Origin of the sequence: Nocardia brevicatena NBRC 12119 (genome assembly GCF_000308495.1) — a bacterium.
Classification (GTDB): domain Bacteria; phylum Actinomycetota; class Actinomycetes; order Mycobacteriales; family Mycobacteriaceae; genus Nocardia; species Nocardia brevicatena.
In genome coordinates this window covers 46,266-71,226 of record NZ_BAFU01000248.1, presented here as the reverse complement: position 1 = coordinate 71,226, position 24,961 = coordinate 46,266, and the positions used below count along the sequence as shown (strand labels likewise).

The 24,961-nt window shown below is 66.0% G+C and carries 25 protein-coding genes and 3 pseudogenes; 12 read left to right on the top strand and 16 right to left on the bottom strand.

The window, feature by feature from the left end; all coding sequences use genetic code 11:
* Nucleotides 1-4 precede the first annotated feature (4 nt).
* From paaB to ON20_RS32280, 6 genes are read right to left on the bottom strand one after another with little or no spacing between them, the layout of a single operon-like run.
* On the bottom strand, nt 5-307 hold the full coding sequence (paaB, locus tag ON20_RS32305; protein ID WP_040842010.1) for a 1,2-phenylacetyl-CoA epoxidase subunit PaaB: 303 nt from the start codon (nt 305-307) through the stop codon (nt 5-7).
* Nucleotides 307-1,242: a 1,2-phenylacetyl-CoA epoxidase subunit PaaA gene (gene paaA, locus ON20_RS32300; RefSeq protein ID WP_040842009.1), complete on the bottom strand. Its 936-nt coding sequence runs from the start codon at nt 1,240-1,242 to the stop codon at nt 307-309. The genes paaB and paaA overlap by 1 nt, the downstream gene beginning before the upstream one ends.
* Before the next feature lie 16 nt (nt 1,243-1,258).
* A complete protein-coding gene (locus ON20_RS32295; RefSeq protein WP_040842008.1) occupies nt 1,259-2,056 on the bottom strand; it encodes an enoyl-CoA hydratase-related protein in 798 nt (265 codons plus the stop codon).
* Nucleotides 2,053-2,928, bottom strand: coding sequence for a 3-hydroxyacyl-CoA dehydrogenase family protein (locus tag ON20_RS32290; RefSeq protein WP_040842007.1), 876 nt, complete (start codon nt 2,926-2,928; stop codon nt 2,053-2,055). The genes ON20_RS32295 and ON20_RS32290 overlap by 4 nt, the downstream gene beginning before the upstream one ends.
* Nucleotides 2,925-3,668: an enoyl-CoA hydratase/isomerase family protein gene (locus ON20_RS32285; protein ID WP_040842006.1), complete on the bottom strand. Its 744-nt coding sequence runs from the start codon at nt 3,666-3,668 to the stop codon at nt 2,925-2,927. Before ON20_RS32285 ends, ON20_RS32290 begins: the two co-directional genes overlap by 4 nt.
* Nucleotides 3,665-4,582 (bottom strand): thiolase family protein, encoded by a 918-nt coding sequence (locus tag ON20_RS32280; RefSeq protein WP_040842005.1) that lies wholly within the window; start codon nt 4,580-4,582, stop codon nt 3,665-3,667. Before ON20_RS32280 ends, ON20_RS32285 begins: the two co-directional genes overlap by 4 nt.
* 108 nt (nt 4,583-4,690) lie before the next feature.
* Here ON20_RS32280 and ON20_RS32275 point away from each other — a divergent pair, with 108 nt between their 5' ends.
* The 4 genes from ON20_RS32275 to paaI all read left to right on the top strand — a co-directional run bounded on the left by ON20_RS32275 (nt 4,691) and on the right by paaI (nt 8,183).
* Nucleotides 4,691-5,299, top strand: a complete 609-nt coding sequence (locus ON20_RS32275; protein ID WP_040842004.1) for a TetR/AcrR family transcriptional regulator — start codon at nt 4,691-4,693, stop codon at nt 5,297-5,299.
* A 78-nt stretch (nt 5,300-5,377) separates the two neighbouring features.
* A complete protein-coding gene (paaZ, locus tag ON20_RS32270) occupies nt 5,378-7,405 on the top strand; it encodes a phenylacetic acid degradation bifunctional protein PaaZ (protein ID WP_040842097.1) in 2,028 nt (675 codons plus the stop codon).
* Entirely contained in the window at nt 7,402-7,704 is a 303-nt protein-coding gene (locus ON20_RS32265; RefSeq protein WP_040842003.1) for an EthD family reductase, read from the top strand. Before paaZ ends, ON20_RS32265 begins: the two co-directional genes overlap by 4 nt.
* Nucleotides 7,705-7,766: 62 nt before the next feature.
* Nucleotides 7,767-8,183, top strand: a complete 417-nt coding sequence (paaI, locus tag ON20_RS32260) for a hydroxyphenylacetyl-CoA thioesterase PaaI (RefSeq protein WP_040842095.1) — start codon at nt 7,767-7,769, stop codon at nt 8,181-8,183.
* Between the two features lie 194 nt (nt 8,184-8,377).
* Here paaI and ON20_RS38405 read toward each other — a convergent pair whose 3' ends face one another.
* The 4 genes from ON20_RS38405 to ON20_RS32240 form a co-directional block, all read right to left on the bottom strand.
* Nucleotides 8,378-9,160, bottom strand: a complete 783-nt coding sequence (locus ON20_RS38405; RefSeq protein ID WP_218002744.1) for a hypothetical protein — start codon at nt 9,158-9,160, stop codon at nt 8,378-8,380.
* The gene (locus ON20_RS38400) at nt 9,126-9,971 is read right to left on the bottom strand and encodes a hypothetical protein (protein WP_218002743.1); all 846 of its coding nucleotides are present in this window, start codon (nt 9,969-9,971) and stop codon (nt 9,126-9,128) included. Before ON20_RS38400 ends, ON20_RS38405 begins: the two co-directional genes overlap by 35 nt.
* 272 nt (nt 9,972-10,243) lie before the next feature.
* Complete coding sequence (locus ON20_RS40135; RefSeq protein WP_438803467.1) at nt 10,244-10,417, bottom strand: RipA family octameric membrane protein; 174 nt, start codon at nt 10,415-10,417, stop codon at nt 10,244-10,246.
* Between the two features lie 513 nt (nt 10,418-10,930).
* The gene (locus ON20_RS32240) at nt 10,931-11,677 is read right to left on the bottom strand and encodes a HEAT repeat domain-containing protein (protein ID WP_040842001.1); all 747 of its coding nucleotides are present in this window, start codon (nt 11,675-11,677) and stop codon (nt 10,931-10,933) included.
* 481 nt (nt 11,678-12,158) lie between these two features.
* On the opposite strand from ON20_RS32240, the pseudogene ON20_RS32235 reads away from it, so the two are divergent.
* Nucleotides 12,159-12,439 (top strand): annotated as a pseudogene (locus ON20_RS32235) (transposase); the annotation flags it as partial.
* Nucleotides 12,440-12,799: 360 nt separating this feature from the next.
* The gene (gene asnB, locus ON20_RS32230) at nt 12,800-14,614 is read left to right on the top strand and encodes an asparagine synthase (glutamine-hydrolyzing) (RefSeq protein ID WP_040842000.1); all 1,815 of its coding nucleotides are present in this window, start codon (nt 12,800-12,802) and stop codon (nt 14,612-14,614) included.
* Between the two features lie 55 nt (nt 14,615-14,669).
* On the opposite strand, the gene ON20_RS38395 is transcribed toward asnB, so the two are convergent.
* A complete protein-coding gene (locus ON20_RS38395) occupies nt 14,670-14,930 on the bottom strand; it encodes a hypothetical protein (protein ID WP_040841998.1) in 261 nt (86 codons plus the stop codon).
* A gap of 206 nt (nt 14,931-15,136) precedes the next feature.
* Between ON20_RS38395 and ON20_RS40870 the strand changes: the two are divergent.
* Both ON20_RS40870 and ON20_RS40865 read left to right on the top strand, forming a co-directional pair.
* Nucleotides 15,137-15,574: pseudogene (locus ON20_RS40870) on the top strand (nucleotide-binding domain containing protein); the annotation flags it as partial.
* On the top strand, nt 15,537-15,767 hold the full coding sequence (locus ON20_RS40865; protein ID WP_157229182.1) for a nucleotide-binding domain containing protein: 231 nt from the start codon (nt 15,537-15,539) through the stop codon (nt 15,765-15,767). The pseudogene ON20_RS40870 and the gene ON20_RS40865, both read left to right, overlap by 38 nt.
* Nucleotides 15,768-15,897: 130 nt before the next feature.
* Here ON20_RS40865 and ON20_RS32215 read toward each other — a convergent pair whose 3' ends face one another.
* The 5 genes from ON20_RS32215 to ON20_RS32195 all read right to left on the bottom strand — a co-directional run bounded on the left by ON20_RS32215 (nt 15,898) and on the right by ON20_RS32195 (nt 19,786).
* Nucleotides 15,898-16,233: a hypothetical protein gene (locus ON20_RS32215; protein ID WP_040841996.1), complete on the bottom strand. Its 336-nt coding sequence runs from the start codon at nt 16,231-16,233 to the stop codon at nt 15,898-15,900.
* Nucleotides 16,234-16,865: 632 nt separating this feature from the next.
* Nucleotides 16,866-18,308, bottom strand: a complete 1,443-nt coding sequence (locus tag ON20_RS32210; protein ID WP_040841994.1) for a flavin-containing monooxygenase — start codon at nt 18,306-18,308, stop codon at nt 16,866-16,868.
* A gap of 82 nt (nt 18,309-18,390) precedes the next feature.
* Complete coding sequence (locus tag ON20_RS32205) at nt 18,391-18,612, bottom strand: hypothetical protein (RefSeq protein ID WP_245547625.1); 222 nt, start codon at nt 18,610-18,612, stop codon at nt 18,391-18,393.
* Between the two features lie 41 nt (nt 18,613-18,653).
* Complete coding sequence (locus ON20_RS32200; RefSeq protein WP_040841992.1) at nt 18,654-19,286, bottom strand: TetR/AcrR family transcriptional regulator; 633 nt, start codon at nt 19,284-19,286, stop codon at nt 18,654-18,656.
* 32 nt (nt 19,287-19,318) lie between these two features.
* Entirely contained in the window at nt 19,319-19,786 is a 468-nt protein-coding gene (locus ON20_RS32195) for a nuclear transport factor 2 family protein (protein ID WP_040841990.1), read from the bottom strand.
* 156 nt (nt 19,787-19,942) lie between these two features.
* On the opposite strand from ON20_RS32195, the gene ON20_RS32190 reads away from it, so the two are divergent.
* The 4 genes and pseudogenes from ON20_RS32190 to ON20_RS32175 all read left to right on the top strand — a co-directional run bounded on the left by ON20_RS32190 (nt 19,943) and on the right by ON20_RS32175 (nt 24,961).
* A complete protein-coding gene (locus tag ON20_RS32190; RefSeq protein ID WP_051163733.1) occupies nt 19,943-20,923 on the top strand; it encodes an NADP-dependent oxidoreductase in 981 nt (326 codons plus the stop codon).
* 117 nt (nt 20,924-21,040) lie between these two features.
* A pseudogene (locus ON20_RS40860) lies at nt 21,041-21,691 on the top strand (LLM class flavin-dependent oxidoreductase); the annotation flags it as partial.
* Between the two features lie 356 nt (nt 21,692-22,047).
* Nucleotides 22,048-23,331: a hypothetical protein gene (locus ON20_RS32180; RefSeq protein ID WP_245547624.1), complete on the top strand. Its 1,284-nt coding sequence runs from the start codon at nt 22,048-22,050 to the stop codon at nt 23,329-23,331.
* A 1,006-nt stretch (nt 23,332-24,337) separates the two neighbouring features.
* On the top strand, nt 24,338-24,961 hold the full coding sequence (locus ON20_RS32175) for a hypothetical protein (protein WP_157229181.1): 624 nt from the start codon (nt 24,338-24,340) through the stop codon (nt 24,959-24,961).

Genomic DNA, 24,961 nt, shown 5'->3' with positions numbered 1-24,961 from the left:
TGCCTCACATGTGCGGGACGTTGTCGGGAATCTCGTAGAAGGTCGGGTGGCGGTAGACCTTGTCCCGGTTCGGGTCGAAGAACGGGTCCTTTTCGCTGGGGCTGGAGGCGGCGATGACCTCCGAGCGCACCACCCACAGGCTCACACCCTCGTTGCGTCGGGTGTAGACGTCGCGGGCGTGCCGCAGCGCCATCTCGTCGTCGGCGGCGTGCAGCGAACCGACGTGGACGTGGTTGAGTCCGCGCTTACCGCGGACGAACACTTCGTAGAGCGGCCAGTCCGACCGGGTTCCGTCGGTGCCCGACATCACCGTGCTCCTTCTCCGCGCCGGGCGAACGCGGCCGCGGCCTCACGCACCCAGGCGCCCTCGTCGTGGGCGGCCCGGCGCACGGCGATGCGCTCGGCGTTGCAGGGGCCGTCGCCGGAGATGACCCGGTTGAACTCATCCCAGTCGGGAGTGCCGAAATCGTGATGCCCGCGGCTGTCGTTCCACTTCAGCTCCGGGTCGGGCAGGGTAACACCCAGCGCCTCGGCCTGGGGAACGGACATATCGACGAAACGTTGGCGTAGTTCATCGTTGGTGTGGCGCTTGATCCGCCACCGCATGGACTGCGCGGTGTTGGGTGAGGCCTCGTCGGGCGGGCCGAACATCATCAGCGCCGGCCACCACCAGCGGTCGACGGCGTCCTGCACCATCTCCCGCTGCTCGGTGGTGCCGCGCATCATGGTCATCAGCAGCTCGTAGCCCTGGCGCTGGTGGAAGGACTCCTCCTTGCAGATGCGCACCATGGCACGCGCGTACGGGCCGAACGAGCTGCGACACAGCGGCACCTGGTTGCAGATCGCCGCGCCGTCGACCAACCATCCGATCACGCCGACATCGGCGAACGTCAGGCTAGGGTAGTTGAAGATCGATGAATACTTCTGGGCGCCGGAGATCAGTTTGGCGGTCAGCTCGCCGCGGTCGGCGCCGAGCGTCTCGGCGGCCGAGTACAGATAGAGTCCGTGCCCGGCCTCGTCCTGCACCTTGGCCATCAGGATCGCCTTGCGGCGCAGCGAAGGAGCCGAGGTGAGCCAGGCACCCTCCGGCTGCATACCGATGATCTCAGAGTGGGCATGCTGGGCGATCTGCCGGATCAGGGTGCGGCGGTAGTCGTCGGGCATCCAGTCTCGCGGCTCGACACGCTGATCGGCGGTGATGGTGTGGTCGAACTGCGATTGCAGGTTTTCGGTAGAAGTCATGATCGGCCGTCTCTTCTCATCGGCCCGTGAACACGGGGGTGGTCTTGTCGAGGAACGCCGCGACCGCGTTGCGATGGTCGTCGGTCGCACCGAGTTCCTCCTGGACGGCGCGCTCGCGCTCCAGCGCGCCGTCCAGCTCGTCGTCGCTATGGCGGATCAGGTCTTTGACCGCCCGATACGCGGCGGTCGGGCCCGCGGCCAAGCGCGCCGCGATGGTGCGCGCGGTCTGCGCCAACTCCGTCGCAGGCACGCGGCGATGCACCAGGCCCCATGATTCGGCCTGTTCGGCGGTGATCTTGTCGCCCAGCAACAGCAGTCCGGCGGCGCGGCCGGCGCCGAGGCTGCGGGTCAGGGCATGACTCAGCCCGGAGTCGCTCGCCAGGCCGATGCCGGTGAACGCGGTGGCGAAGGTGGCGTTATCGGCGGCGACCCGGATGTCGGCGGCCAGCGCCAGGCCCAGACCGGCGCCGACGCAGGCGCCGTTCACCGCGGCGATCACCGGGATGTCGAGCTCGGCCAAGGCGGTGATCAGCGGGTTGTAGTGCTCGGCGATGGTGCTCATGGCGGGCCCGGGGCCGGCGCGCAGCGCGTCCGCGTGCTCGGCCAGGTCCTGGCCCACGCAGAAGTGCTTACCCTCGGCCCGCAACAGCACAGCCCGTGCGGTTGAGTCCTCGCCCACCTTGCGCACCGCTGCGAGCAGCGCTTCCTTGACCGCGGTGTTCAACGCGTTGGCCGCCTCCGCCCGGGCCAGGGTGATGGTGACGAGTCCGGCGGCGGACTCGACGAGCACAGGGTCGGTGGTTGGGGTGCTCATCGCATCTCCTTCTTCGAGGTGTTCCAGGTGTGGAAGCCCTGGCCGGTCTTGCGGCCGAGTTCGCCGCGAGCGACCTTGTCGCGCAATAGTTGTGGCGGCTCGAAGCGCGGGCCGAGTTCGGCGGCCAGGTGTTCGGCGATGGCCAGCCGCACATCCAACCCGACCAGGTCGGTGGAGCGCAGCGGCCCCATCGCATGCCGGTAGCCCAGTTCCATGGCTCGATCGATGGCCTCGGCGTCGGCGACGCCGCCCTCGAGCATGCGGATCGCCTCCAGCCCCAGTGCCACGCCGAGGCGGCTGGTCGCGAAGCCGGGGAAATCGTTGACGACAATGCCTTCCTTGCCGAGCGCGGTGACCCAGTCGTGCACCTCCGCGACTGCCGGCTCGCCGGTCGCGGCCGAGCGCACGATCTCGACCAGGCTCGACGCGGGCACCGGATTGAAGAAGTGCATGCCGAGGAAGCGGGCCGGGTTCGCCAGCACGGCACCGAGTTCACCGATCGGCAGTGAGCTGGTGTTGGAGGCGATGACCGCCTCGGGTCCGACGGTCTTTTCCGCGGCGACCAGCACATCGATCTTGAGGGTGATGTCCTCCGGCACCGCTTCGACGACCAGCGCGGCCTCGGCGGGCAGGTGGGTGATCGCACCGACCACGCTCACCCTGCGTAGCACCTCCTCGGGGGTGGTGCCGGGGAGTTCGCCTTTCCGGGCCGCCGCTTCGAGCCCCTCGGTGATGCGGGCGGTGGCTGCCTCTCGGTCGCCGGCTTCGGCGACGGTCACGGTGCCGCCCAGGGTGGCGAACACCTGCGCGATGCCCGCACCCATGCGGCCGCCACCGATGACGGCGACGATGTCAGGTGTCCGGGTGGTCATCGAGTCCTCTTCTCCAGGAATGCGGTCATGCGGTTGTGTTTGTCGGTCGTCTCGAACAGGACGGCCTGGGCGAGGTCGTCGGCGAGCGGCCGCGGACCGGATGCGTCGACGACCAGCTTGGTGAGTCGCAGGGCCAGCGCGGAGTTGCCGGCGATGCGGTCGAGCAGGTCGTGGCCGGCCTGCAGGGGCGTGCCGTCCGCGACGATCGTCATGACCAGCCCGCTGCGCAGCGCGGTCTCGGCGTCGATGCGTGCGCCGGCGAGTAGCACCTGTTTGGCCGACGAGACTCCGATCAGGGCGGGCAGCCGATAGGCGGCGCCCGCTGCCGCCATGATGCCCAGTCCAGGTTCGGGATTGGCGAACACGGTGGTAGGGGTGGCGATACGGATATCGCAGGCGTAGGCGAGTTCGGCGCCGCCACCGAGGGCGTAGCCGTTGACCACTGCGACGGTGGGTAGCGGGAGCCGGGCGACCCGATCGAACAGGTTCCTGTTGATACCGGCCAGTGCCGCGTCGCGGCCCCGGATGCGCAGTTCGTTGATGTCGGCGCCGCCGGCGAAATGGTCACCGCGGCCGGTGAGCAGCAACAGTTTCGGCTCCCGCTCCAGGCGCTCGCACACCTGGTGCAGTTCGGCGATCATCTCCGCGTCGATGGCATTGCGCTGCTCGGGCCTGTCGAGGATCACCGTGATCCGATCGTCGCTCTCGACGACCTCGAGGGTGCGGAACTGCTCGGTCACGGCGCCTCCACCGGCATCGAGACGCCCTGGCCGACGTCCACGCACAGGGTCGCCAGTCCGCGGCGGTGGTTCCCGCGCTCCATCCGCCCCAGCAGTGTGAGCTGGATCCGCGCGCCGGAGCAACCCAGCGGGTGGCCGAGGGCGATGGCGCCGCCGTCGGCGTTGACGATCTTCTCGTCGAGTTTCAGTTGCCGGATCATCCCAGGGGACTGAGCGGCGAAGGCCTCATTGAGTTCCACGGCATCCAGATCCGTGACCACCCACCCGGCACGGTCGAGTGCCTTACGGGTGGACGGGATCGGTCCGAGTCCCATCACGTTCGGTGCGACACCGGCACCCGCGCTCGCGACGAGGCGCGCCCGCACGGTCAGACCGTGTTCACGCACCGCCGCCTCGCTCGCCACCGCGAGCGCGGCCGCACCCGAGGAGCTCGCCGTGACGATTCCATCGGCGCGGAAGACCGGCCGCAGCCGCGCCAACGGTTCCAGCGTGGTGTCCGGGGGCGGTGTCTCGTCGGCGGAGACCTCGGTATCGCCCACTGTGACCGGGACGATCTCACGATCGAAGTGCCCGGCGGCCACCGTGGCCGCGGCGCGCTGCTGACTCCGCAGCGCGAACGCGTCGCTCTCGACGCGGGTGATGTTCTCGGCGGCGGCCACCTCTTCGGCGGTCTCACCCATGGACAGAGTCACCTTGCGCGCCTGCGGCGACTCACCCAGCACAGCCCGATCGGCCTCCGTGGAGCGCGAGTTGGTGAACCGCCAACCCAGCACGGTGTCGGCGGGCATACCGGCCCACCGCACCGACTCGGCGACCACTGTGGCCGCCAAATCATCCGGACGCACCTGCGCCGAGGCATCGCCGTAGCGCCCCTGCGGGGTCCTGGCCCCGTCGACGAGATACACGTTCTGCACGTCTCAACTCCTGTCGCCGATAGTCGAATTATTACCGAACATTCGGTCAGTAATCAAGGTCTCGACATTATCCGCCACCAACTGGCCGACACCTGAGAGGATTTGGTCATGACTTCCGCACACGCCACTCGCAGACCGGGCCCGGGGCGCCCGGGCTATGACCTGGACTCGTTACTGTCCGTCGCCGTCAAGGTCTTCAACGAGAAGGGCTACGACGGCACCAGTATGGAAGTGCTCGCCAAGCGCCTCGGGATCAGCAAATCCGCGATCTATCACCATGTAACGAGCAAAGAGGAGCTACTCGACCTCGCCCTGTCGCGCGCGCTCAACGCGCTGTTCGCCGCGACTACGGAGCCGGAGGCCACCAGCGGTCGCTCGGTGGCGCGACTCGAACACCTCGTGCGCCGCAGCGTGCAGGTCCTCGTCGCGGAACTGCCCTACGTGACCTTACTGCTGCGGGTCCGCGGGAACAGCGCGGTCGAGCGACGCGCACTGGCCCGACGGCGCGAGTTCGACGAGTTCGTCGCGACGCTGGCGAAAGACGCCGCCGTCGAAGGTGATCTGCGTCCCGATATCGATCCGGCCCTGATCGGCCGACTGCTGTTCGGCATGGTCAACTCGATCACCGAGTGGTATCGCCCGCGAGGCGGCGCCACCCCCGATCAGCTTGCCGACGCCGTGGCCGCCCTGACCTTCGACGGCCTGCGCACCACCTGATTTCGGCGGCCTCCTTGACAGGACTCCGCCCTGAAGGGATCGTAATTACTGACCGAACGGACGGTTCAAGGAGACGTGGTGAGCAGACTTCTGCAAAGTTATGTGACAGGGAACTGGTACAGCGCGCCCGACGAGGGCTCGCCGGTGTACAGCGCCGTCGACAGCAGCGAGATCGCCCGATTCTCCTCCACAGGATTGGACTACGCTGCCGCAGTGGACTACGCGCGCACCGTGGGCGGCCCCGCGCTTGCCGCGCTGACCTTCCATCAGCGCGCGGCCGCGCTCGGGAAGCTGGGCCAGACCCTGCTGGCGGGCAAGGAGGAGTTCCACGAGCTGTCCCGCGCGACCGGCGCCACGGAGCGGGACTCCGGTCTCGATATCGACGGCGGTATCGGCACCCTGCTCAGCTACGCGAGCCGGGCGCGGCGCGAGCTGCCCAACGACACCGTCGTCCTGGACGGCGCCGTCGAGCGGCTCGGCAAAGCCGGAACCTTCCTCGGCCGGCACATCTACACCTCACGCCGCGGTGTCGCGGTGCAGATCAACGCGTTCAACTTCCCGGTCTGGGGCTTCCTGGAGAAGCTGGCACCCGCCTTCATCGCCGGGCTGCCCACCATCGTGAAACCGGCCGGACAGACCGCCTACCTGACCGAACTGGTATTCCGCCGGATCGTCGAATCCGGCCTGCTGCCCGAGGGTTCGGTGCAGCTGGTCTGCGGCAGCGGTCAAAGCCTGCTCGAACACCTCGGTGTCCAGGACTCGATCCTGTTCACCGGCTCCGCCGACACCGCCCGCGTACTGCGCACCCATGAGGCGGTGGTCGCGCGCGGTGTCAGGTTCACCGCCGAGACCGACTCGCTCAATGCCTCGATCCTGGGCACCGATGTGACCGCCGGATCCGCGGAGTTCGACCTCTTCGTCAAACAGCTCGTGGTCGAGATGACGGCGAAGGCGGGCCAGAAGTGCACCGCAATCCGCCGCGCGTTCGTACCCAACGCCCTGGTGGACGACGTGATCGCCGCAGCGAAGGTCCGGCTCGAGAAGGTCGTCGTCGGCCCCCCGGACACCCCGGGCGTCACTATGGGAGCCCTGGTGAACGTCGAGCAGCGCGAGGAAGTGCTGCAGGCGGTACGGGCACTGACCAAGAGCTGCGAGATCGTCTTCGGCTCCACCGAACCGCCGGCCGGGCCTGGCGCCTACCTGCCGCCGATCCTGTTGCGCAGCACCGACAACACCGCCGACGAACCACACGACATCGAGCCGTTCGGGCCTGTGGCGACAGTAATCGGCTACGACGACACCGCCGAGGTCATCGAGCTCGCCGCGCGCGGCCGAGGCAGTCTGGTCGCCTCCGTCGTCACCGGCGACACCGGCCTGGCCCGCAAGATCGTGCTCGGCCTGGCGCCGTACCACGGCCGCGTACTCGTCCTGGATACCGTCGGCGCCAAGGAGTCGACGGGCCACGGTTCACCGCTGCCGGTGCTGGTGCACGGCGGCCCGGGCCGTGCGGGCGGCGGCGAGGAACTCGGCGGTATCCGCGCTGTGCTGCACCATATGCAGCGCACCGCAGTCCAGGGCAGCCCACAGGTGCTCACCGCCGTCGGCAACCGCTGGGTGCCCGGTTCTGCCCGTGTCGACGACGGCGTGCACCCATTCCGCAAAGACCTCGGCGAACTCACCCTCGGTGACACCATCGTCGGCGGCCCGCGGCAGGTCACCCTGGACGATATCGCCCACTTCGCCGAGTTCACCGGCGACACCTTCTACGCCCACACCGATCCGGCAGCGGCAGCGGCGAATCCGCTCTTCGGCGGGATCGTGGCGCACGGCTACCTGGTGGTCTCGCTGGCAGCCGGACTGTTCGTCGATCCCGCTCCTGGCCCGGTGCTGGCCAACTTCGGCGTGGACAACCTGCGCTTCCTCACCCCGGTCAAGGCCGAAGACGAACTCACCGTCACCCTGACCGCCAAGCAGATCACCCCGCGCAGCGGCGCGGACTACGGCGAGGTCCGCTGGGACACCGTCGTCACGAATCAGAACGACGAGGCCGTTGCCACCTACGACGTCCTCACCCTGGTCGCCAAACCGAAGGAAGAGAGCGTATGAGCCGCCGGATCGCCGTCTGCTACGGCACCCCCACCGATCCCGCCGCGTTCGACACGCACTACCGCACCGTACACATCCCGCTCACCCTGAAAGTGCCCGGTCTGCAAGGGTTCACCTGGGCCAAGTGCGCCTCCCTCGACGGTTCGACCCCGCCCTACTACGCCGTCGCTCATCTCGCTTTCGAAACCGAAGAAACGCTGCAGCAGGCCCTGAACTCCCCCGAAATGAAGGCCGCCGCCAGGGATGTGCGCAACTTCGCCACCGGCCCGGTGACGATGTACGTCGAACATCAACAGTAGCCACCGTGCGGGTCGCATTCGCGGCCCGCACGGTCGCCCCTACCCCACCGCGGAGTATCCGGATGACATCCACAGACCCCACCACGGCGGACCTGTCGGCCGCAATGTTCGAGGCCGACAACGCCTCCCGCGCACTCGGCATCCAGGTCATAGACATCGGCCCCGGTCACGCCACAGCACAGATGACCATCACTGATGCCATGATCAACGGCCATGGCATCACCCACGGTGGATACGTCTTCCTCCTCGCAGACACCACCTTCGCCCTGGCCTGCAACAGTCACAACCACCCGGCGGTCGCCGCGCGCGCCGATATCCGCTACATCCGGCCGACCCGCACCGGCGCCCACCTCACGGCCGTGGCTGTCGAGCGGGCCCGGTTCGGCCGCAGCGGAATCTACGACGTCGCCATCACCGACGAGCACGGGAATCCCATCGCCGAATTCCGAGGCGACAGCCGGCTGAAGCCTGCCGTCTGACATTGCTACCAAATGAAGTCCGACCCCCTCCCTCTCTGAAGGGAGGGTTCCGACTTTCTGTACCAGATGCGTTGACCTCCGCCTGACCTCGAGGCTGCTATTTGCCGTGCCCCGACGCACTCTGCTCCGGGCCTGGTGACCCACATACGGAAAAGTGCACTGCCGCGGCCATCCAGCCACGGCAGTGCATCCCATCACGATGACCAGGGCACCAGCTCGTACATGACCGCACGTGGTAGTGACGGGTTTGCGGCCGCGGCTTCCACCACTTGCCAGTCGTCGTCGGCGGTGAGCAGGTCGACGATGACCGGTGACGGCAGGGCCGGGTGTCCAGCGGCGATACGCCTTGCTTTCCTGTCCGCCAGACAGGCAAGCAGCGACGGAGCCGTCGCATTGGGGTGCCGGGCAATCTCGCGGTACGCCTTATGCACCGTGGGTTTGTACCGGGCCAGATCCTCCAGCAATACCGGTGAGGCGTCTGGATTCGACGCCACTGCGGCGAGAACGCGTACGCCATGGCGTGCGACCATCGCGCGTAGTTGAACTTCGGACAGGCCCGGATGCGGCGCTACGGATTTGACCACCTTCGCATCGGGATCGGCGGCGAGCGCGTCACGGATCCCAGTCGGCAGATCGCGTCGCTGAGCCAGAAGCATCCGCAGGACCGGATGCGGCAACTCGGCCAGTTCCTCGACCTCGGCGGGAGAGGCGGCGGCGATCCTCGACAGCAGGGTGGAACCGATCTTGGTGGCGCCGACAAGACAGGCGAGTACATCGAGGGGCGCATGCCGGTTGTGAGCCAACCTGCGCTGCACGTCGTAGCCCCGATCGGCGGCCAACATGCGGATCAGTGCGGCATCGATCGCGGGATTCTCCGCTCGTTCGCCCCGGACACCGGGAATCGGATCGTCGGCAAGCCGTCGGTACGTCTCCAACGGCAGATCAGTACGGGCGGCGAGCTGCTCGCGCAGCAGCATCGACGGGTGGTCGACGAAACCGACAACAGCTTCGGTCGGCGTAACCCGGGTTCCACAACGCCCTTTGGTATAGCTCGTGAACGGTGGACTCATGGGAACCGTCGCAAGAAGCATCCGGCCTGAGATCACAATCGAGCCGCGAGCAGCGCGGATCGTGCACGAACGGTGTTTCCTCGCGGTCGCAGACCAGGCATCGCCGGGCTGGAGGCAATCCTTCGCCGGTGATCAGCGCCGCCAGCACCGCAGGTGGCGTCGCCTCGTTGGCCGCCGCCGCGGAGCGGACCTCTGCGTGCGGATGTGCCGCAAGCACGGCCGCGATATCCGGTGTCGTCCACAGCGCGAGTTCTGCGACTACCCGCGCGTCCGTGTCGGTAGCGAGTATCCCCATCACATCGGCCGGCAAGCGGAGGCACGCAGCCAACCTTTCCCGCCGCTCAGGAGATGAATCTTCCATCAGCAGGCGCGCCCACTCCGGGGGACCATCACCTTTTTCGAGCAGTGCAAGCGCGGCCAGTGGGTGCGTAGTGGGATCGACGTCATCGGCCGTCAGCAAGCCCCTGTCCACAAGTCGCGCAACGGTTTCCTCGAAACATGAGGCCAACGTGACAGCCTGTGCCCCGTTGAGGGCCCCACGACCAGCAAGGTCCGCGGCAATCTCGGCATCGGCGACCAAGACCAGCCGGTCGACAAGGTCGGATGGCAGGGCCGGATTGGCGGCGAGCCCGCAAAGGACAGGGTCCACGTTGAGCATCCTGCCCGGGCGCGACCACATATAGCCAATGGGTTTTCGACGATAATTCTCCACCGCCACACCCGGCTCAACCGAATGGTCTCCACCGTCTGCGAAGGCAGGTCGCTGAGCAGGACAAAGACATCGCGTTCCCGAAAAAGCGTCGTCGTATTCTGCTGCGATGCAGACGAACCGTCCCGGTTCGATCTGATGACCGAGTATGCCGGCACGTGGGCCGCAGGCCGGGCGCGCAACTGGTCACGGGAGTTTCAGACCGTTGTGGCGACGAAGGCGAGAAGGTATGCGACGGCGAATATGACCGGTACCCATTGTGCAATGTGACTGAGGGGTGGTTATTTACGCCAGTCGTGGCCTTCGTCCAGGGAGTGCCGCGCGGCTCGGGAGTAGGTGTAGGCGGGTAAGCGTTGTTCGAAGGCGCCGATCACCGCATATTTCGCTGCGTTGAGTAATCGGTAGAACCGCACGATAACGAACCGGGCGGTGCATTGGGCGAGCAGAATGAGCAGCCCGGCAGCCGGCGCCCCTGTCGATGGCGGCGCTCGTGCCGGCTGCGTGGATGAGCGTCACCGGTCACGTATCCTTCGGCGCGCCCTGGCCAACCGTTCCGGTGATCACCGCAGCCGGCTATCCTATGGGCGCCCCGGCGTTCGACGGTGCCACCTGGTCACATCGGCCGGCCGCGGCAGACAAAACCAGCGCAAACATCGCATTGCCGGTCGCGGGCCCTCGCCCGCCGGTGGCGTGACGTAACGATCTTGACACTGGATTCCTTTGCGGCCCGTCACTGAAATGGGTTTTGGCACAGGAAGTGTGGATTGCTGTGGCCAACCAGAATGTCAGTGGGTGATTCCACTTCGATGTCGGCAGCCCGCGTCGGTTATCCGGCTCGAGCCCCATGTCCAACCCGCTACCGGCCGGCGGGATCGGCGCTGACGGTCAGAAGCTGCAGCACACAGTCACCGCCGCCGGCCCGAGCCACCCCGAGCGGATTCGGTGGTCGGAACCGTTGATGGCAACGATCACCTCCGCGCCGCGTCACGCACTTCGAGCTCGGGATCGGTGGACAGGCGTTCCAGGAGCCGACGAGCCTCGCCGCCGCGATATCTGCGCAGCGCCGAGGCGAGCGCATAACGGACATCCGGGTTGGGGTGGTCGACAAGGTAGGCGATATCGGTGACATCACCGCGGCTCTTGCTACCCAAACCGTAGAGCGCCTCGACCAGATCGTCGTCGTTGTCCGCACTGCGCAGTTGAGCCAACAGTTGCGGTTTCGTGGGCTCCGGGGGATCTGTTGCGAACCGGCGACGGAGGTCGGCGGCCTTGAACTCACCACGCCCCAGACATGCCGGACACGCACAGGGCCGCTGACCGTGCGCCTCGGGGTGATACCGCCAACCCGTCACCTGCCGCAGGTGCCGAACCCGACGCAGTTCGGCACCTGCGATCGAGCGAGGCACCAGGATCTCGTACCCGCGCGCGTCCTCGGCGTGCAGGATGACCGAAACAGCCTCGACCGCCGGCATCTCGGTCGCGGCGGCGCGGTAGTGTCCGACGAGAACCGGCTCGTCGTCTCGAATCCGGAAATCCACCGCGACGATCAGCCGCTGCCCGCCGCGGCGCAGCTCGCGCAGCCACTGATGCGACAGCACATAAGACGGCATCACCGGCATACAGAACACTCCGCGTCCAGGGCCACTCGCAGTGATGCCCGCACGACGGATCCGCCGAGCGTTCTTCTCCGGTGTCAGGTGCACAAGCAGGGCCACAGGACGACCCTACTGCCCGCCGTCGTCCACGCGGCGGCGATAGCCACCCGCGACCACCGAGACCCGGAAACCCGCGTAACCGGCCCGACCCAACCCACTGCCCGACCATCACCGGCACCGGCAAACGAGCCTCTTCGTCGGCATCGAACGTCCACGCGAGGTCGAACGCACGATGCCGCGTCACCCGCATGAGACTGGGGCGATGCGGCATCGTATACGGTACGTGTCAAAGCAGGGTGTAGGAGTGGTGACGCCCGGGAACAGGGACAGGCCGGCGCCGAAGCCGATCGCGGCCGCGCGCACGCCGGCCGGTTCGTGGAAAACCTCCTGCGGGAACGACCCAATCCATTCTTCGCGGACCCGGACACAACCGCTGAGCACTTGCAGCTCGAAACCGCGTGCTGATGGAGCACGAGCTACTGGCGCCTAAGAGAACGTCTCATGTGGACGGAAACAGCTGCACCGTATAGCCTGCCGGGTGATGGATGTTCTGGCTCGACATCTGGTTCCGGATGCGTTGTGGGAGATCGCCGAACCACTGATACCGAAGTTCACTCCACGCCGCCAGGGTGGTACCGCGCCGGTCGATGGTCGTGCGGTGTTGGTCGCGATCGTGTTCGTGTTGACCAGCGGGTGCACGTGGCGGCAGTTGCCGCCGGCGTTCGCGGTGAGCGTGCCCACCACGCATCGCCGGTTCAGCGCCTGGGCAGCCGACGGTTCTTCGACCGGCTGCACCAGGAGGTTCTGGACCGGCTCGGCGCCGGTCTCCTCGAGCTTCCCTTCTTCCCGCTGCACGACAGGTTGACGACGGTTGGGTTGACGACGGTATCGTGTCGACATTTCGGAGCGACCTCTCCGATTGATATCGAAACCACCACGTGTCATATACCTGCTATCCCCTGCGTTGGGGACAGTGGGCCTCGATGTACGTTGGATTACGCTGATGGTGAGTTACTGGCCGGCTCGTGGGCGACTCCATTGTCGTAGCGGCCGTTCGAGAACGGTGGACGTGGGGACGGTCTGATTCACCTATTCATTAACCCACCGCAGGTATTGGGCGGGTCGTATCGGCAGGAAAGCCGGGTCTGAAATGTGTACAGGGGGTTCGAGAAATGAGTTGACATGTGTGGAATTGCGGGCTGCGTATCGTGGAGCGGACGCCCGTCGGATAGTGATCGGGTCATCGAGCGGATGACCGCCCAACTTGTGCATCGCGGCCCGGACGGTATGGGCGTATGGACGGATCCCCGTGCGGCTCTGGGGCATACCCGGCTGTCGATCATCGACTTGCGTGGTGGATCGCAGCCCATGGTGGTGCGCAACCACAGTGGTGACGGGTTCGTCATCACCTACAACGGCGAGCTGTACAACTATCGGAAGTTGCGATCGGAACTGCAGGCTTTAGGGCGGGATTTTGTCACGGAGTCGGACACCGAGGTGGTGCTGCACGCGTTTGCCGAATGGGGGACGGCATGTGTCAACCGCTTCACCGGCATGTTCGCGTTCGCCATCTGGGATCAACGTCGTCGTCGCTTGGTACTGGCCCGGGATCCACTGGGGGTCAAGCCATTGTTTTATTTCCGAACCGAACATTCGGTGATATTCGGAAGCGAAGAGAAAGCGATTCTTGCCCATCCCGAGGTCGCAGCGGAGGTGGACCATGAAGGGATTGCCGAGTTGTTCTGCATGGTCCCGATGACGAACCGGGACCGGTCGATTCTCCGCGGATTCCGACAGGTCCTGCCCGGCCATGTGCTGACCTTCGACGAATCGGGTTGTGTCACAAGTCGTTACTGGCAACTCGAGGCATTACCGCATCGCGACGATGCGACGACGACGACAGCGCACGTGCGCGAGTTACTGCAGGAGTCGGTGCAGGGTCAGTTGGTGTCGGATGTGTCGCTCGGCGCGATGCTCTCGGGTGGAATCGATTCCAGTGCGGTCGCCGCGATCGCGGCGACCGGGCGGATGGAGGGCAGCCTGGCGACTTTCGATATCGATTACGTCTCCGCCGAGACCAACTACTCGTCGTCGACTCTCCATGTGGAGCGCGACTCACCGTGGGCGCATCGCGTTTCCGCCCATATCGGATCCGTCCACTCGACCAAGATGGTCACTACCGAGGATCTCCTCGCCGCGCAGGAGTACACCCTGCGGATGTGGGGACGGCCGACCCACCGCACGGCGAATGTGTCGCTGTATCTGCTGTTTCGGCATATCCGCGACAACGGGGTGCGGGTTGTGGTGGGAGGTGAGGGCGCGGATGAGGCGTTCGCGGGATACGCGTGGTGGCGCAGTGGGCCGACCGGGTCATTCCCCTGGCAGCATACTTTCCGGTCGGCCGCAGGACTGCTCCGGCCCGAGGTGGTCGACCGGCGTGGCCTGAGAGAGTACGCCCACGACAGCTACGCCACGGCCATGGCCCATGTTCCGACGCTGGACGGGGAGAACCCACAAGACCGGCATGCCAGACGGGTCTCGTGGCTGACATACACCTTCTATCTGGACTATCTACTCACGCGCGTGGACCGGATGAGCATGGCGGCGAGTGTCGAGGCCAGAGTGCCGTTCTGCGACCGTGAGCTGGTTCAGTACTGCTGGAACATCCCCTGGGACATGAAGAACCGCGGCGGCATCGAGAAAGGCATCCTGCGTGACGCCGTCGGCGACCTGCTCCCGGTTGATGTGCTCAGGCGGCGAAAAAGCGGGTATCCCATGGCGCAGACGGGTGACTATCAGCGAGCATCCTATGCCGCGGCCCGGGACATGATCGCCGACCCGAATGCGCCCGTGTGGGAGATCGTGGACCCCGCGGCGATGGCCGACTTGCTCAACCGAACCGACGGGAACGTGGCCGACTGGACGGCGCTCAATCACGTAACCTATGTCCTGGATACCAACGCGTGGATGACGATGCTGGGGATGCGGGTCGTGTGAGCGTCTCGGCCCGACACCCGGGTTGTCGGGAGTCGAGCCGTGAACCACACCCGGTTCATAGTGACTTGGTACGTTTGAGGTAGGCGACGAGTTCATCGTAGAGGCCGCCTTCATCGGTGAACACGGCGGCCGAGCGCGCCGATTCGAACCAGGCCGACACGGAGGGGCGCACCTCGCGCAGCACGGTCTCCAAGCCGGCCGTGTCGATCATTCGGACCTGTCCGGTTCGGGCCGAGTCGATGAGCGCGCGCTCGGCGGTGCTCTCGCACAGGCGCGCCAGATCCGAGCCGGAGAAGCCATCGGTGCGCGCGGCCAAGCCGCAGATAGATTCCCTCGATCGGACGTTCACGCAGATGGTGACGGAGAATCTGCTCGCATGCCACGGTGTCCTGGGAGGACCGGTAGCGTCCGGTCGAACTCGACCGACTCGCAGGCGAAGTTGGCCCGTCGATCATTGTCATCGATGCGACGGACAACAACGATCTGCGCACCATTGCACAAGCCGTTGCCGCCGAACCACTCGTGGCAAGCGGATCAGGCCTGACACTCGGCCTTTCCTCCGCACGGCGACTCGACCACCGGACCGCCGGCGAGCTACCCGCCCCAGCGGGCCACCGTGCGATTGTCGCGAGCAGCGTCTCGACTCGCACCAACAAGCAGGTCACGCAGCACCCGGGCCCCAAGTTCCGGATAGAGCCCACCCACATCGGCGGCGCCGATGTCGTCACCGAGGCGATGGCCTGGGCAACACCACAGTTCGAGGCCGCCTGCACTCCATTGATCTACTCGACAGCGTCGCCCTGTGATGTCGCCGAGGCACAGCGACCAAATGCCACGCAAGTCGGCACAGCCGTCGAGGACACGCTCTCCTCGATCACCGTGCGGCTTGTCGCCGACGGCGTCGGTCAACTCGTCGCGGCCGGTGGCGAAACCTCCGGGGCATGCATTCGGGCTTTGGGCATTTCGCGAACTGCGCATCGGGCGCCAGATCGATCCCGGCGTCCCGTGGACGCACGGCCGGAGTGCAGCGGGACATTCCCTGCATATCATGTTGAAATCCGGCAATTTCGGTGCCGTCGACTTCTTCACCAAGGCATTTGGCCGTAGCGTCCGAATCCAGGAACCGGATCGCACTCGGCTTCCGGTTACCTAGAATCCGTCAATAGGACTGTTTCACAAGTAAATTGACAACTTTCATCGCTCTGTTCACCCATCGGGATGCCGCCGCGAACCGGTGGCAAGTACGTCGCGCAGCGCAGCGGTCCTGCACTTCGATACACGTCCTAGGCGGGCAAGCGGCCGTAGCCGACGATGTTGATGAAATAGTTGCCGGGGATGAGTTCGTTCATCGCGTGCCACTGCCCCGACGGGTCACGCTGATAGAAGCTCACCGGCGGGTAGCCGACGTCGTAGCAGACGATGTCGGCGGTGCCGAACGGGCTCCAATATGTCGGGGCCGCACGATTGAATTCGAACGGTGTCTTGAACAGGTGACTGCACGGGGTGATGCTCGGTTCGTAAATCGACGGGGTGGCTGCCGCGTTCGGTGCGAAGCCGGCCATCCCGCCCAGGGCAGCGAACGCCGACGCGGTAATCGCACATCGGACGAATCGACCCATAGGTGGTTCTCCTTTCGTTTTCGATCAACGGGGTCAACTCTCGCACACTCGGGGTCCGGCCACGTCGGATCCACCGCACGAGCCGGATCCGGCGTCCACGAGCACCGGAATCTGCGGGTGCGCCGCTCGGGCATGCCCGGCATCATCTCCCAACACCAGCATCCCACCCCGACACGCCACGAGCCAAGGAGTAATCAACGAATTCCGGCATGGGACACTGGCCCAGCGATGTGGCAGTCCCGGTTAGGGCGCCATCCGTAATGGCCTGACTTTGCTTTACAGTTCCGGTCCCATCGGAGCCACATCAACCGCATCGGATGCTCAACGCCAAATGTGCGGCTGTAAACCTCGATCTACTCCGCAAATGCACTCTGCTACGGAATTGATCACGAAGTCTGCACCAGAGCCCGTTGCGCACCCATCCATGACTTCGCGGTCGGATCGAAATCCGGCATCCAGATTACCTACCCAACATTGCTTGACGCGGCACTATGCCGAGCGCACCAGCCGGCAAGCGGGCAGACACCCCAGCGGCCGGCACGCCGACCGGCCCTTCATCGGCAGCCAAGCCGAGCACCAACCGCACAGGGGTGCAGAGGCATGGGCACTGCCGGCCCGCCCGTCACTTCTGCCTACGACATGAGCCGGTAGTCCGCGATCTCGACTCGGCGGGTACGTCGGTCGTATTCACTGACCAGTCCGGGCCAGTTCGTCGAGATCCGGCCGGTTTCGGAGCGATACCAGCTCGCACAGGAAGCCCATACCGTCGAGGCGAGCCTGCGCTGAACCTCGGTATCGTAGCGTCGCTCGACGTCGGCGCGCACGTCGAGCGCGGTTCCCGGACGAGTATCGAGATACTCGATGAGTTGGCGGATGTAGCGCGCTTGGCGTTCGAGCATGTAGATGATCGACCCGGAGCCGAGATTGGTGTTCGGGCCATACATGATGAACAGATTCGGAAAACCGGGAACCGCGATGCCCAGGTAGGCCCGTGCGCCTGCGGCCCACACATCGTGCAGGTCGCGACCGTTGTGATCTCGGATCTTCATCGGCGCCAACAGTTCCTGCGCCAGGAAACCTGTCCCGTAGATAATGGCATCGACGTCGTGTTCGACACCGTCGGCAGTCCGGATTCCTCGGGGGGTGATCTCGGTGATGGCCTCGGTCACCACGTGCACATTGGTTTCGGTGAGCGCGGCATAGAATTTGTTGCCGAATAGCACACACTTACACCCGATCGGATAGTCCGGTGTCAGCGCCGCCCGCAGTTTCTCGTCCGGAATTTGTATGCGCAGATTACATTTCGCGATCCAGCCGACAAGGCGTGCAATGCTTCGATTCCCCATAAGACCCAAGGCGGCAAGTTCCCCGCCCGACCAGCACAGCAGCCGCTCCGCGCTGTGCAGCAGTGGCCTCCGCCGAAAAGTCAACCGGCGCAAGCGACCGTACGCGGTGTCCGGCTTCGGCAGGATGTAGGGAGCCGTTCGCTGAAAAACCGTCAGATCTGCCACCACCGGCTGGATCCGCGGCACGAACTGGACGGCGCTCGCACCGGTTCCGATGACCGCCACCCGCTTGCCGGCGAGTTCGTAGTCGTGATTCCACTCCGCTGAATGGAAGCTGACGCCCGCAAATGTTTCTCGGCCCGAGATTGCCGGAATTGCCGGTCGGGACAGCTGGCCAGTGGCGGGCACGAACACATCGGCATCCAAGGCCTCGCCGGTGTTCGTCTCGATCCGCCACCGTCGCGTTGCCGCATCGAAGTCCGCGCCGGTTACCTCCGTATCGAACCGGATGTGCGGACGCAGACCGTAGTCGTCCATCAGCCGGTTCAGATAGTCCTTGATATCGCGCTGCTCCGAATACCGCCTCGGCCAACTGGGGTTCGGAGCGAATGAGAACGAGTAGTACGGCGACGGAACATCGCATGCCGCACCCGGATAGGTGTTTTCCCGCCAGACTCCCCCTGCCTCGGACGCCTTCTCCAGGATGACGAAATCATGGTGACCGGAGCGCACGAGCTCCAATGCCATCGCCACCCCACCGAACCCTGCACCGACGATGACTACAGCCACAAACTCAGCCTAGTACCGCATCGGACTACGTTTGCCCTATCGACGATTTGCGTAGCCGCTCGTCCTCGGTGTGCTTGGTGCGTCAGATGATGTAGCGACGAATCATCGATACCTGCTCCCGGTGACTGCCGTGGTCGGTGCCGTCGAGCGCGAAGTACCGCAGCGCGGTGAACTGGGCCTCGGTCCACTCTGCCACCCACCGACGCTCCTTGGTCGTCAGATGGAGGGAGAAGTCGTCGCACGCGATCGCGATGCGGACCTCGGCCGGGCAGATACCCAGGACAGCCCACACCGCAACCCACATCACCACTTCGATACAGAAGCCAGACACGCCTTTGTCGATTGTCAGTGCGGGTTGTGGTCGAGCGCGGCGGTATCGGTTGCCACCGCACGCAGGCGGTTCGCAGTGATCCGCCGGGCCCGGTCGTATCGGGGGTTGTCGTCGAGCAAGGCGGCGTCCTCGGCGGCGATGCGGGCGAGGGCGTCGAGTTCGAAGGCCAGGTCGGCCGGATCGATTTCGGGGCGTATCTCGCCCAGTTGCTGAGCCTCGGTAACGATGGTCGTGTAGAGGGTGTGCCAGTCCCGGCGGGCCGAGGCGAGGGCATCGCGAACTCGCCCGGGCCGGGTGTCGAATTCGGGCGCCACCGAGATGAAGAAACAGCCGCCCTCGAATACGGGCTGCTGCGCATAGTCCATCCACGACTCGGACAGCGCCCTGACCCGCCGGATCCCGGCGGGCACCTTCATGGCCGGGCGGATCACCCGGGCGGAGAACACGTCGATTGCCGCCCGCACCGTCGCCAGCTGCAGTTCCTCCTTGGACCCGAACTGTGCGAATACACCGCTCTTGCTGACCTCGAGTTCGCTAGCCAGCCGCCGCACGGACAGGCTTTCGAGTCCTTCCACCGAGGCGATGTTCATCGCCCGGTCCAGAATGATCTGTCGTGATCGGAGGCCACGCTGCACCCTCTTGTCCATAACCCCAGAGTACTAGGACGGCTGTCCGGGTTTCAGGGTTGGGGCGACCGGGCGGTGTCGCGCCAGGCGCCGAACTGGGCCGCCGCCGCATCGGTCGACAGGCCGAGTTGTTCGCACATCTGGCGGAAGTCGAAGAAGAATCGTTCCTGCGCGATCAGGCCATCGCGCATACGCCAGTGACAGGCGAACGGCAGCGCGAAGCGACGGCCGGTCGGTTCGATACCGGCCGGCGGCCCCAACCATCGTGGCGCGGATGGTCCCGGCCCCCACAACGAGACCGCGGTCTCGTGCAGGTACTCGAGCTCGACCGAGTAGTCGGGGAAGGCGCGGAAGAACCCGGTCAGATGCCCGGCTGCCTCGGTCCGGCTGCGGCCGACGACCCGGAACGGGACGGTCTCGAGTATCGCGTCGTCATGGCAGGCCGACAGCGCGGCCGCGATATCGGCTCGCGACTTGGCCTCCGCATAGGTCTGCACCGTCTCGATCGGTGTTCCAGTCATCGCAATCCTCCAGATTCCCGGGGCACTAAATGGACAGTCGGATGTCGTTTCGTCCTGAAGCAAAGACATTGATAGGAAAGCACGCTGTACATAGGTGGTCAACTAATAGTACAGTCGTCCATATACTTTTCCCGGAGCGCTCGAGGAGGGTCAGTCATGCTGGCAGTGCTGCAGGAAGAGTGGGGAAGTACGGAGAACATGCGGTTGACCGAGATCGACCGGCCGAAACCCGCCTTCGGCGAGGTTCTCGTGGAAGTGGTTGCGGCGGGCGTGAATCCGGTCGACTTCTACACCGCCCAGGGCTCGGCCTACAACCGGATCCTCGAGCTGCCGTTCGTCCATGGCTGGGACGTCGCCGGCGTAGTCACCGAGGTCGGCTACGGCACCACCCGGTTCCGGCCCGGCGACCGGGTATTCGGGATGCCATGGTTTCCGCGGGCGGCCGGCGCCTACGCCGAATATGTCACCGCGCCCGCCCGTCATTTCGCACAGATGCCGGAGAAGTCGACCTTTCCGGAGGCGGCCGCGTTACCGCTGGCCGGGCTCACCGCATGGCAGATACTGGTCGATGTGGCCCGGGTCGGTCCTGGGCAGCGAGTGTTGATCACGGCGGCCGCGGGCGGAGTCGGACATCTCGCGGTGCAGATCGCCAAGTCGTTGGGCGCCTATGTGATCGGCACCGCGAGCGCCGCCAAATATCCTTTCGTCCGAGCCCTGGGGGCGGACGAAGTGGTGGACTACACCACCATCGATGTCGCCACCGCGGTCGGCGATGTCGATGTGGTGATCCAGATGTTCGGCGGTGATGCCGCCCTCGGCGCGCTGCAGTGCCTGCGTCGCAGCGGAATCATGGTCAATGCACAGAGCGCCTGGACTCCAGGAATGGCCGCCCGGGCCGCCGAGCTGGGGGTGCGTGCCTCCGGGTTCCTGGTCGAACCCGACCAGGTGGGTTTGGCAGCGCTGGCACAGCTCGTGGACGAGGGACAGCTGACGGTGCATATCGACAGCGAACTACCACTGGCGCGTGCGGCGGAGGCCAATCGGCTGGTCGGACGCGGACATGCCACCGGCAAGGTCGTACTGACCGTCGGCAGCCCTGCCCGCTTCGGTGCCACAGCACCACGTGATATCCGGTAATCACTTGTCGGGAATCCGGTAAAGGTCGGCTATCTGCTACCGACGCGGGACCAGTCTGTGTTGGACAGGCACGGCACGCAGGCATTCGTCGAGCCGGCCTGATGCGCCGAGGCATGCGGATTCGACTCGATCCGGGCGGGCGACGGTCCTGTTACCCGACCACACGCGGATCCGCTCATATTGCCGGCCGCAGTCGCCCAGGCCACCGAACGCCTTACGCTCGGCATGGCCGTGCTGCATCCCGCGCTACATCATCCGCTCCTGCCGGCCCATCGGCCGGCCGCCGTCGACCGGCTGTCGGAGGGGCGGCCGATCGCGGGTATGGGCGGCGGATGCCCGAACTCCGCCACCCGGGCCCACCACGCCGCCAGGGGGATCGATTTTCGAACCCACACCGACCGCCTGGTGGAACCATCGATATCCTGCGGCAGCTGTGGTCCCGAGTGGAACGGAGCGCACTTTGCCTTCCAGGACGTGCGGCTCGTATCTCCACCCACGCGGCCCGCGGGTCCCGCGCTGCGCCGCGTTGCCCATCTCACCGACGGCCGTGCCGTACCCGGTGAACGCGAACGAATACAGGTTCATCGAACAGGCGGCAACCAGATCGGGGCTGCCCGCGCTTTCTCGAGCCGGCGCCGGCCACAGGCACCGACCACGTCACGCCACACCCGTCGTAATGGTTCAAGGGACCGTTACGACGGGCACCAGGGGAAGCGGATTGTCCCGGGGGACGTCGAGGATGGCGCCGGTGGGGATGTCGGGGTGTGAGTGGTTCGGTAGGTCTACGGTCCGAGTGTGGCGGGCAGGACGTTTGCCACGGTTGGCAACTGCTGTTTGCATCCGAGTGTCGATTGCGAAACCCTCCATGTGGGTGCGATCCGATCCTGGCGATGAACTGGTCGAGGCGATTGGGGGGCGATTGTGGAAATTGCTCGTGAACTCTTGGTGGTCGAGGCTGCGGGACTGTGTTGCGGAGCGGTCGGTGTAGTGAAGGTTCGCCGAATTGGGGGTGTGCTGTGATCGATTCGGGAGGTGAGGATCTCACGGAGCCGGCCGATCGGATTGTGGATGGGTTGCGGGGGCTTGCCCCGCTCGGGTGGCAACGGTTGGAGGCGTGGTTCGCGATGACCGTTGTCGCTGAATCGGCGCTGCTGGTGGCCGATGACGGCAGCAGGGCGATTCGGTGCCAGGTGTCGGATGCGGTGTGGGAGTCGGTGCGTCGGCATCGGCGGATGTCGGCCGGGTCGGAGAGCGGACCATGGTGGCGGTTGCTGGTGCGCATCGACGGGGACGGTGCCGAGGTCGTCGCCGATTATGGTGCCGAGCCGTTTCCCGGTGAGCAGTTGTTCGCGCCGGAGGCATATCTGGCTGATGTGGAACACTATCCGCGCGGTCGGCTGCCGGTGTGGTTGGCGGCTTACATCGGGCGTGGTGATCGCCAGTCGAGGCCGCCGCAGGCTGCCGCGGACGGGATGCGGGCGGACCAGCGTGCGGGTGTGCGGGCGGTGGTCGTGGCCGGTGAGTTGCCGGAACTGGCGGTGTTGTGGGCCCGGTGGGCGGTGCTGGCGGCGGCCTTCGTGGCGGTCGGATCGGAGCGGGGGCCGCGGATCGGTCCGTCGGTGGGCATATTCGAAAGCGCGGGGCATAGCGGCTCGACGTTGACTCTGCTGCCCGGGGACCGCGCGGTGCTGTCGGGCGGGGTGTGGGATGCGCCGGTCTTGGACGCTGCGTACAACGGGGGTGGCGAGATGCCGAAATTGTTTGCGGGAGCTCCGGACTGGGTGGCGGACCCGGTGCTCAATCCGCGTGCGATGACCGGCTTGCTGTCGTTCTGCTACTGGTGGGAGGCCGGGCAGTGGTATCGGGGCGAATCCGCTCCGATACCGGAATGCGCGCCGGCGCTGCCCGCAGTGTGGACGGTCGAGACGGTTGCGGGAGTGGTCGACAGCCTGCTGGATGGCCCGTCACCGGAAACGGCAGGCGCCGAGTTATTGGTGTCGTCGGCGCAGGCCGCCGCGGTGACACGAGAGGCGATCGTGCAGGTTCTCGGTAACGGCGCCGGGGTCGACATCGATGGCGCCCTGTTCCAGTTCGTGCTCGCCGATCTGGTCGCCGGTCGCACCGCCGGGATCCGCGAAGCGGATGCGCTCGACCTGGTCCGGGATCACATCCACAGGCGGGGTTACGACACCACGGGGTACCCCCTGTCGACGTTGCGGGCCGACCGCATCAGCATGGGCTGGATGGTGCGTTCGCCGGTGCCGGACGGTGAAATGACTTTGGACCGCGCGGTTTTCTACGTCGCCGACGATGGTGTCGTGGAGCGTTCGAGCTCGTCGGTGCCGCTATCGGTCTTCGTCACCGATTTCGAGCGGCGGTTCCGCCTGCGCACCAGCGGCCGAGCCTGACCGACCTAGGTGGGACATGAACAGTGAAACACGGTTGGACCTGGCCGGTCTGCGAGAGCGGGGAGCACGGCTGGCCGAACTCGGTGACCGGATGAGGCAGACCTATGCGGGATTGCGGGATTGCCTGGCGCAGGCCGAGGGTAGTTGGGGCGACGACGATCTGGGCCTGGCGTTCGCCCAGGAGTTCAAACCGCATGCCGATCAATTGCTGACCAATGTCCAGGCGATGGCGGAGAGCCTGCACGGTACGTCCGTCGGAATGACCAATGCTGCAAGCCAATTCGAGGCACAGGATGTCGACGGTGCTGCCCGGATAAATACCGCGGCTCCGGGCATGCATCCGCAAACCGGAGAGCCGGCTTTGCTGCGGTTGGACGACGGCACGGGCACGCCGTCTCCCGTCGGTGTACAGCCGCCAGTGTCGTTCGATCCCACAGCGACCTCTCCGGCGGCGAGGGCCCCGGCGTATCCGACGGACCGGGCGCAGCTCACTGCGCCACCCACACCTGGCGCACCGCTCTCGACGGATGGTTCCGCGGGACGGCCGACGTCGGAAAGCGGCCAACAGCGTCAGGAGCCGTCGGAACACGGACGCCCTCAGCCGGATCGTGGACGCCCCGAGCCGGAACAGGGCAGTCGAGCGGGCAATGGTGTATCCGGCAATCCTGCCGAAAACTCCGGTCGACGACCCCCCTCTTCGGTAGCGCCCCCGTCCACGGTGCCTCCCACGTCCTCGGTGCTGCCCCCGGCCGCCACGCGGGATGCACCCCGCACCCCAGGCCCAGCTCCTGGTCGCCCGGTAGAGTCAGGTATGGGACGGCGCGACACCCCGTGGGCCGGACAGCCGTCTCGAACAGCGGGCCCGCCCATGGGTGCCGAGCCGAGCCCTCGGCACGATTCCCCGCCGCCGTCGAACAAACCGCCCGGCGAAAAGCCCCGTGAGCGTGATCGGCGCAGTTCCGGTGAGCGACCGGCATCCGATCCCGTGATCGGGTGGCTGGCGCGAATGTTGGTCGACCGCCACGGTGTGCGGGTGGTCGGATTCGACACACCCGGCCTCCAGGTACCGGCCGTGCGGGAGTTCGTGTCCGCGGTGGACCGGGTGCTCACCGACTACCCGGTGATCACCCTGGATATCGCCGCGGTGGCAGAACTCACCGACGAATCGGGCATGGCGCGGTGGAGCTCCGAACCGCGCGGCATCCAGGGCGCAACCCGCTCGATGACTCTCGACCAGCGAACCGCACAGGAGCCGAAGCGAGCGACCGGAATCACGGAACCCGGCGCCGAGCCGGCACAACTGGATATCTATACGGCAACATTGCGTGAATTCGGCCGGGCGCTCGATATCGCTGGTGGCGGTCTCGCGAGCAGGCAGGCACAGCGGGTCCTGATCGCGGAGTACCTGCGTCGGGAGTCGGGACGCCACCGCACACTCGCCGAGGTGGTGCGTGGTTACCGGCAGTGGCGTGCCGAATTGACCGGGGATGCCACGGCCCTGGGTGGTTTCGATGTGAGCCGGGCTGTGGGCGCTGCGTTCGCCGAGGTGGTGCTGCGGGGCGACGAGGCGGGTGTGCAGGCCAGGACACTGCATGCGGTGCTGGTCGCCGCGGCGTCTGAGCCGGTGTAG

Coding starts and splice junctions, on each gene's coding strand:
- paaB (WP_040842010.1), bottom strand. CDS start 307: ATGTCGGGCACCGACGGAACCCGGTCGGACTGGCCGCTCTACGAAGTG.
- paaA (WP_040842009.1), bottom strand. CDS start 1,242: ATGACTTCTACCGAAAACCTGCAATCGCAGTTCGACCACACCATCACC.
- ON20_RS32295 (WP_040842008.1), bottom strand. CDS start 2,056: ATGAGCACCCCAACCACCGACCCTGTGCTCGTCGAGTCCGCCGCCGGA.
- ON20_RS32290 (WP_040842007.1), bottom strand. CDS start 2,928: ATGACCACCCGGACACCTGACATCGTCGCCGTCATCGGTGGCGGCCGC.
- ON20_RS32275 (WP_040842004.1), top strand. CDS start 4,691: ATGACTTCCGCACACGCCACTCGCAGACCGGGCCCGGGGCGCCCGGGC.
- ON20_RS32265 (WP_040842003.1), top strand. CDS start 7,402: ATGAGCCGCCGGATCGCCGTCTGCTACGGCACCCCCACCGATCCCGCC.
- paaI (WP_040842095.1), top strand. CDS start 7,767: ATGACATCCACAGACCCCACCACGGCGGACCTGTCGGCCGCAATGTTC.
- ON20_RS38405 (WP_218002744.1), bottom strand. CDS start 9,160: ATGCTGCTGCGCGAGCAGCTCGCCGCCCGTACTGATCTGCCGTTGGAG.
- asnB (WP_040842000.1), top strand. CDS start 12,800: ATGTGTGGAATTGCGGGCTGCGTATCGTGGAGCGGACGCCCGTCGGAT.
- ON20_RS32215 (WP_040841996.1), bottom strand. CDS start 16,233: ATGGGTCGATTCGTCCGATGTGCGATTACCGCGTCGGCGTTCGCTGCC.
- ON20_RS32205 (WP_245547625.1), bottom strand. CDS start 18,612: ATGTGGGTTGCGGTGTGGGCTGTCCTGGGTATCTGCCCGGCCGAGGTC.
- ON20_RS32200 (WP_040841992.1), bottom strand. CDS start 19,286: ATGGACAAGAGGGTGCAGCGTGGCCTCCGATCACGACAGATCATTCTG.
- ON20_RS32195 (WP_040841990.1), bottom strand. CDS start 19,786: ATGACTGGAACACCGATCGAGACGGTGCAGACCTATGCGGAGGCCAAG.
- ON20_RS32190 (WP_051163733.1), top strand. CDS start 19,943: ATGCTGGCAGTGCTGCAGGAAGAGTGGGGAAGTACGGAGAACATGCGG.
- ON20_RS32180 (WP_245547624.1), top strand. CDS start 22,048: ATGACCGTTGTCGCTGAATCGGCGCTGCTGGTGGCCGATGACGGCAGC.
- ON20_RS32175 (WP_157229181.1), top strand. CDS start 24,338: ATGTTGGTCGACCGCCACGGTGTGCGGGTGGTCGGATTCGACACACCC.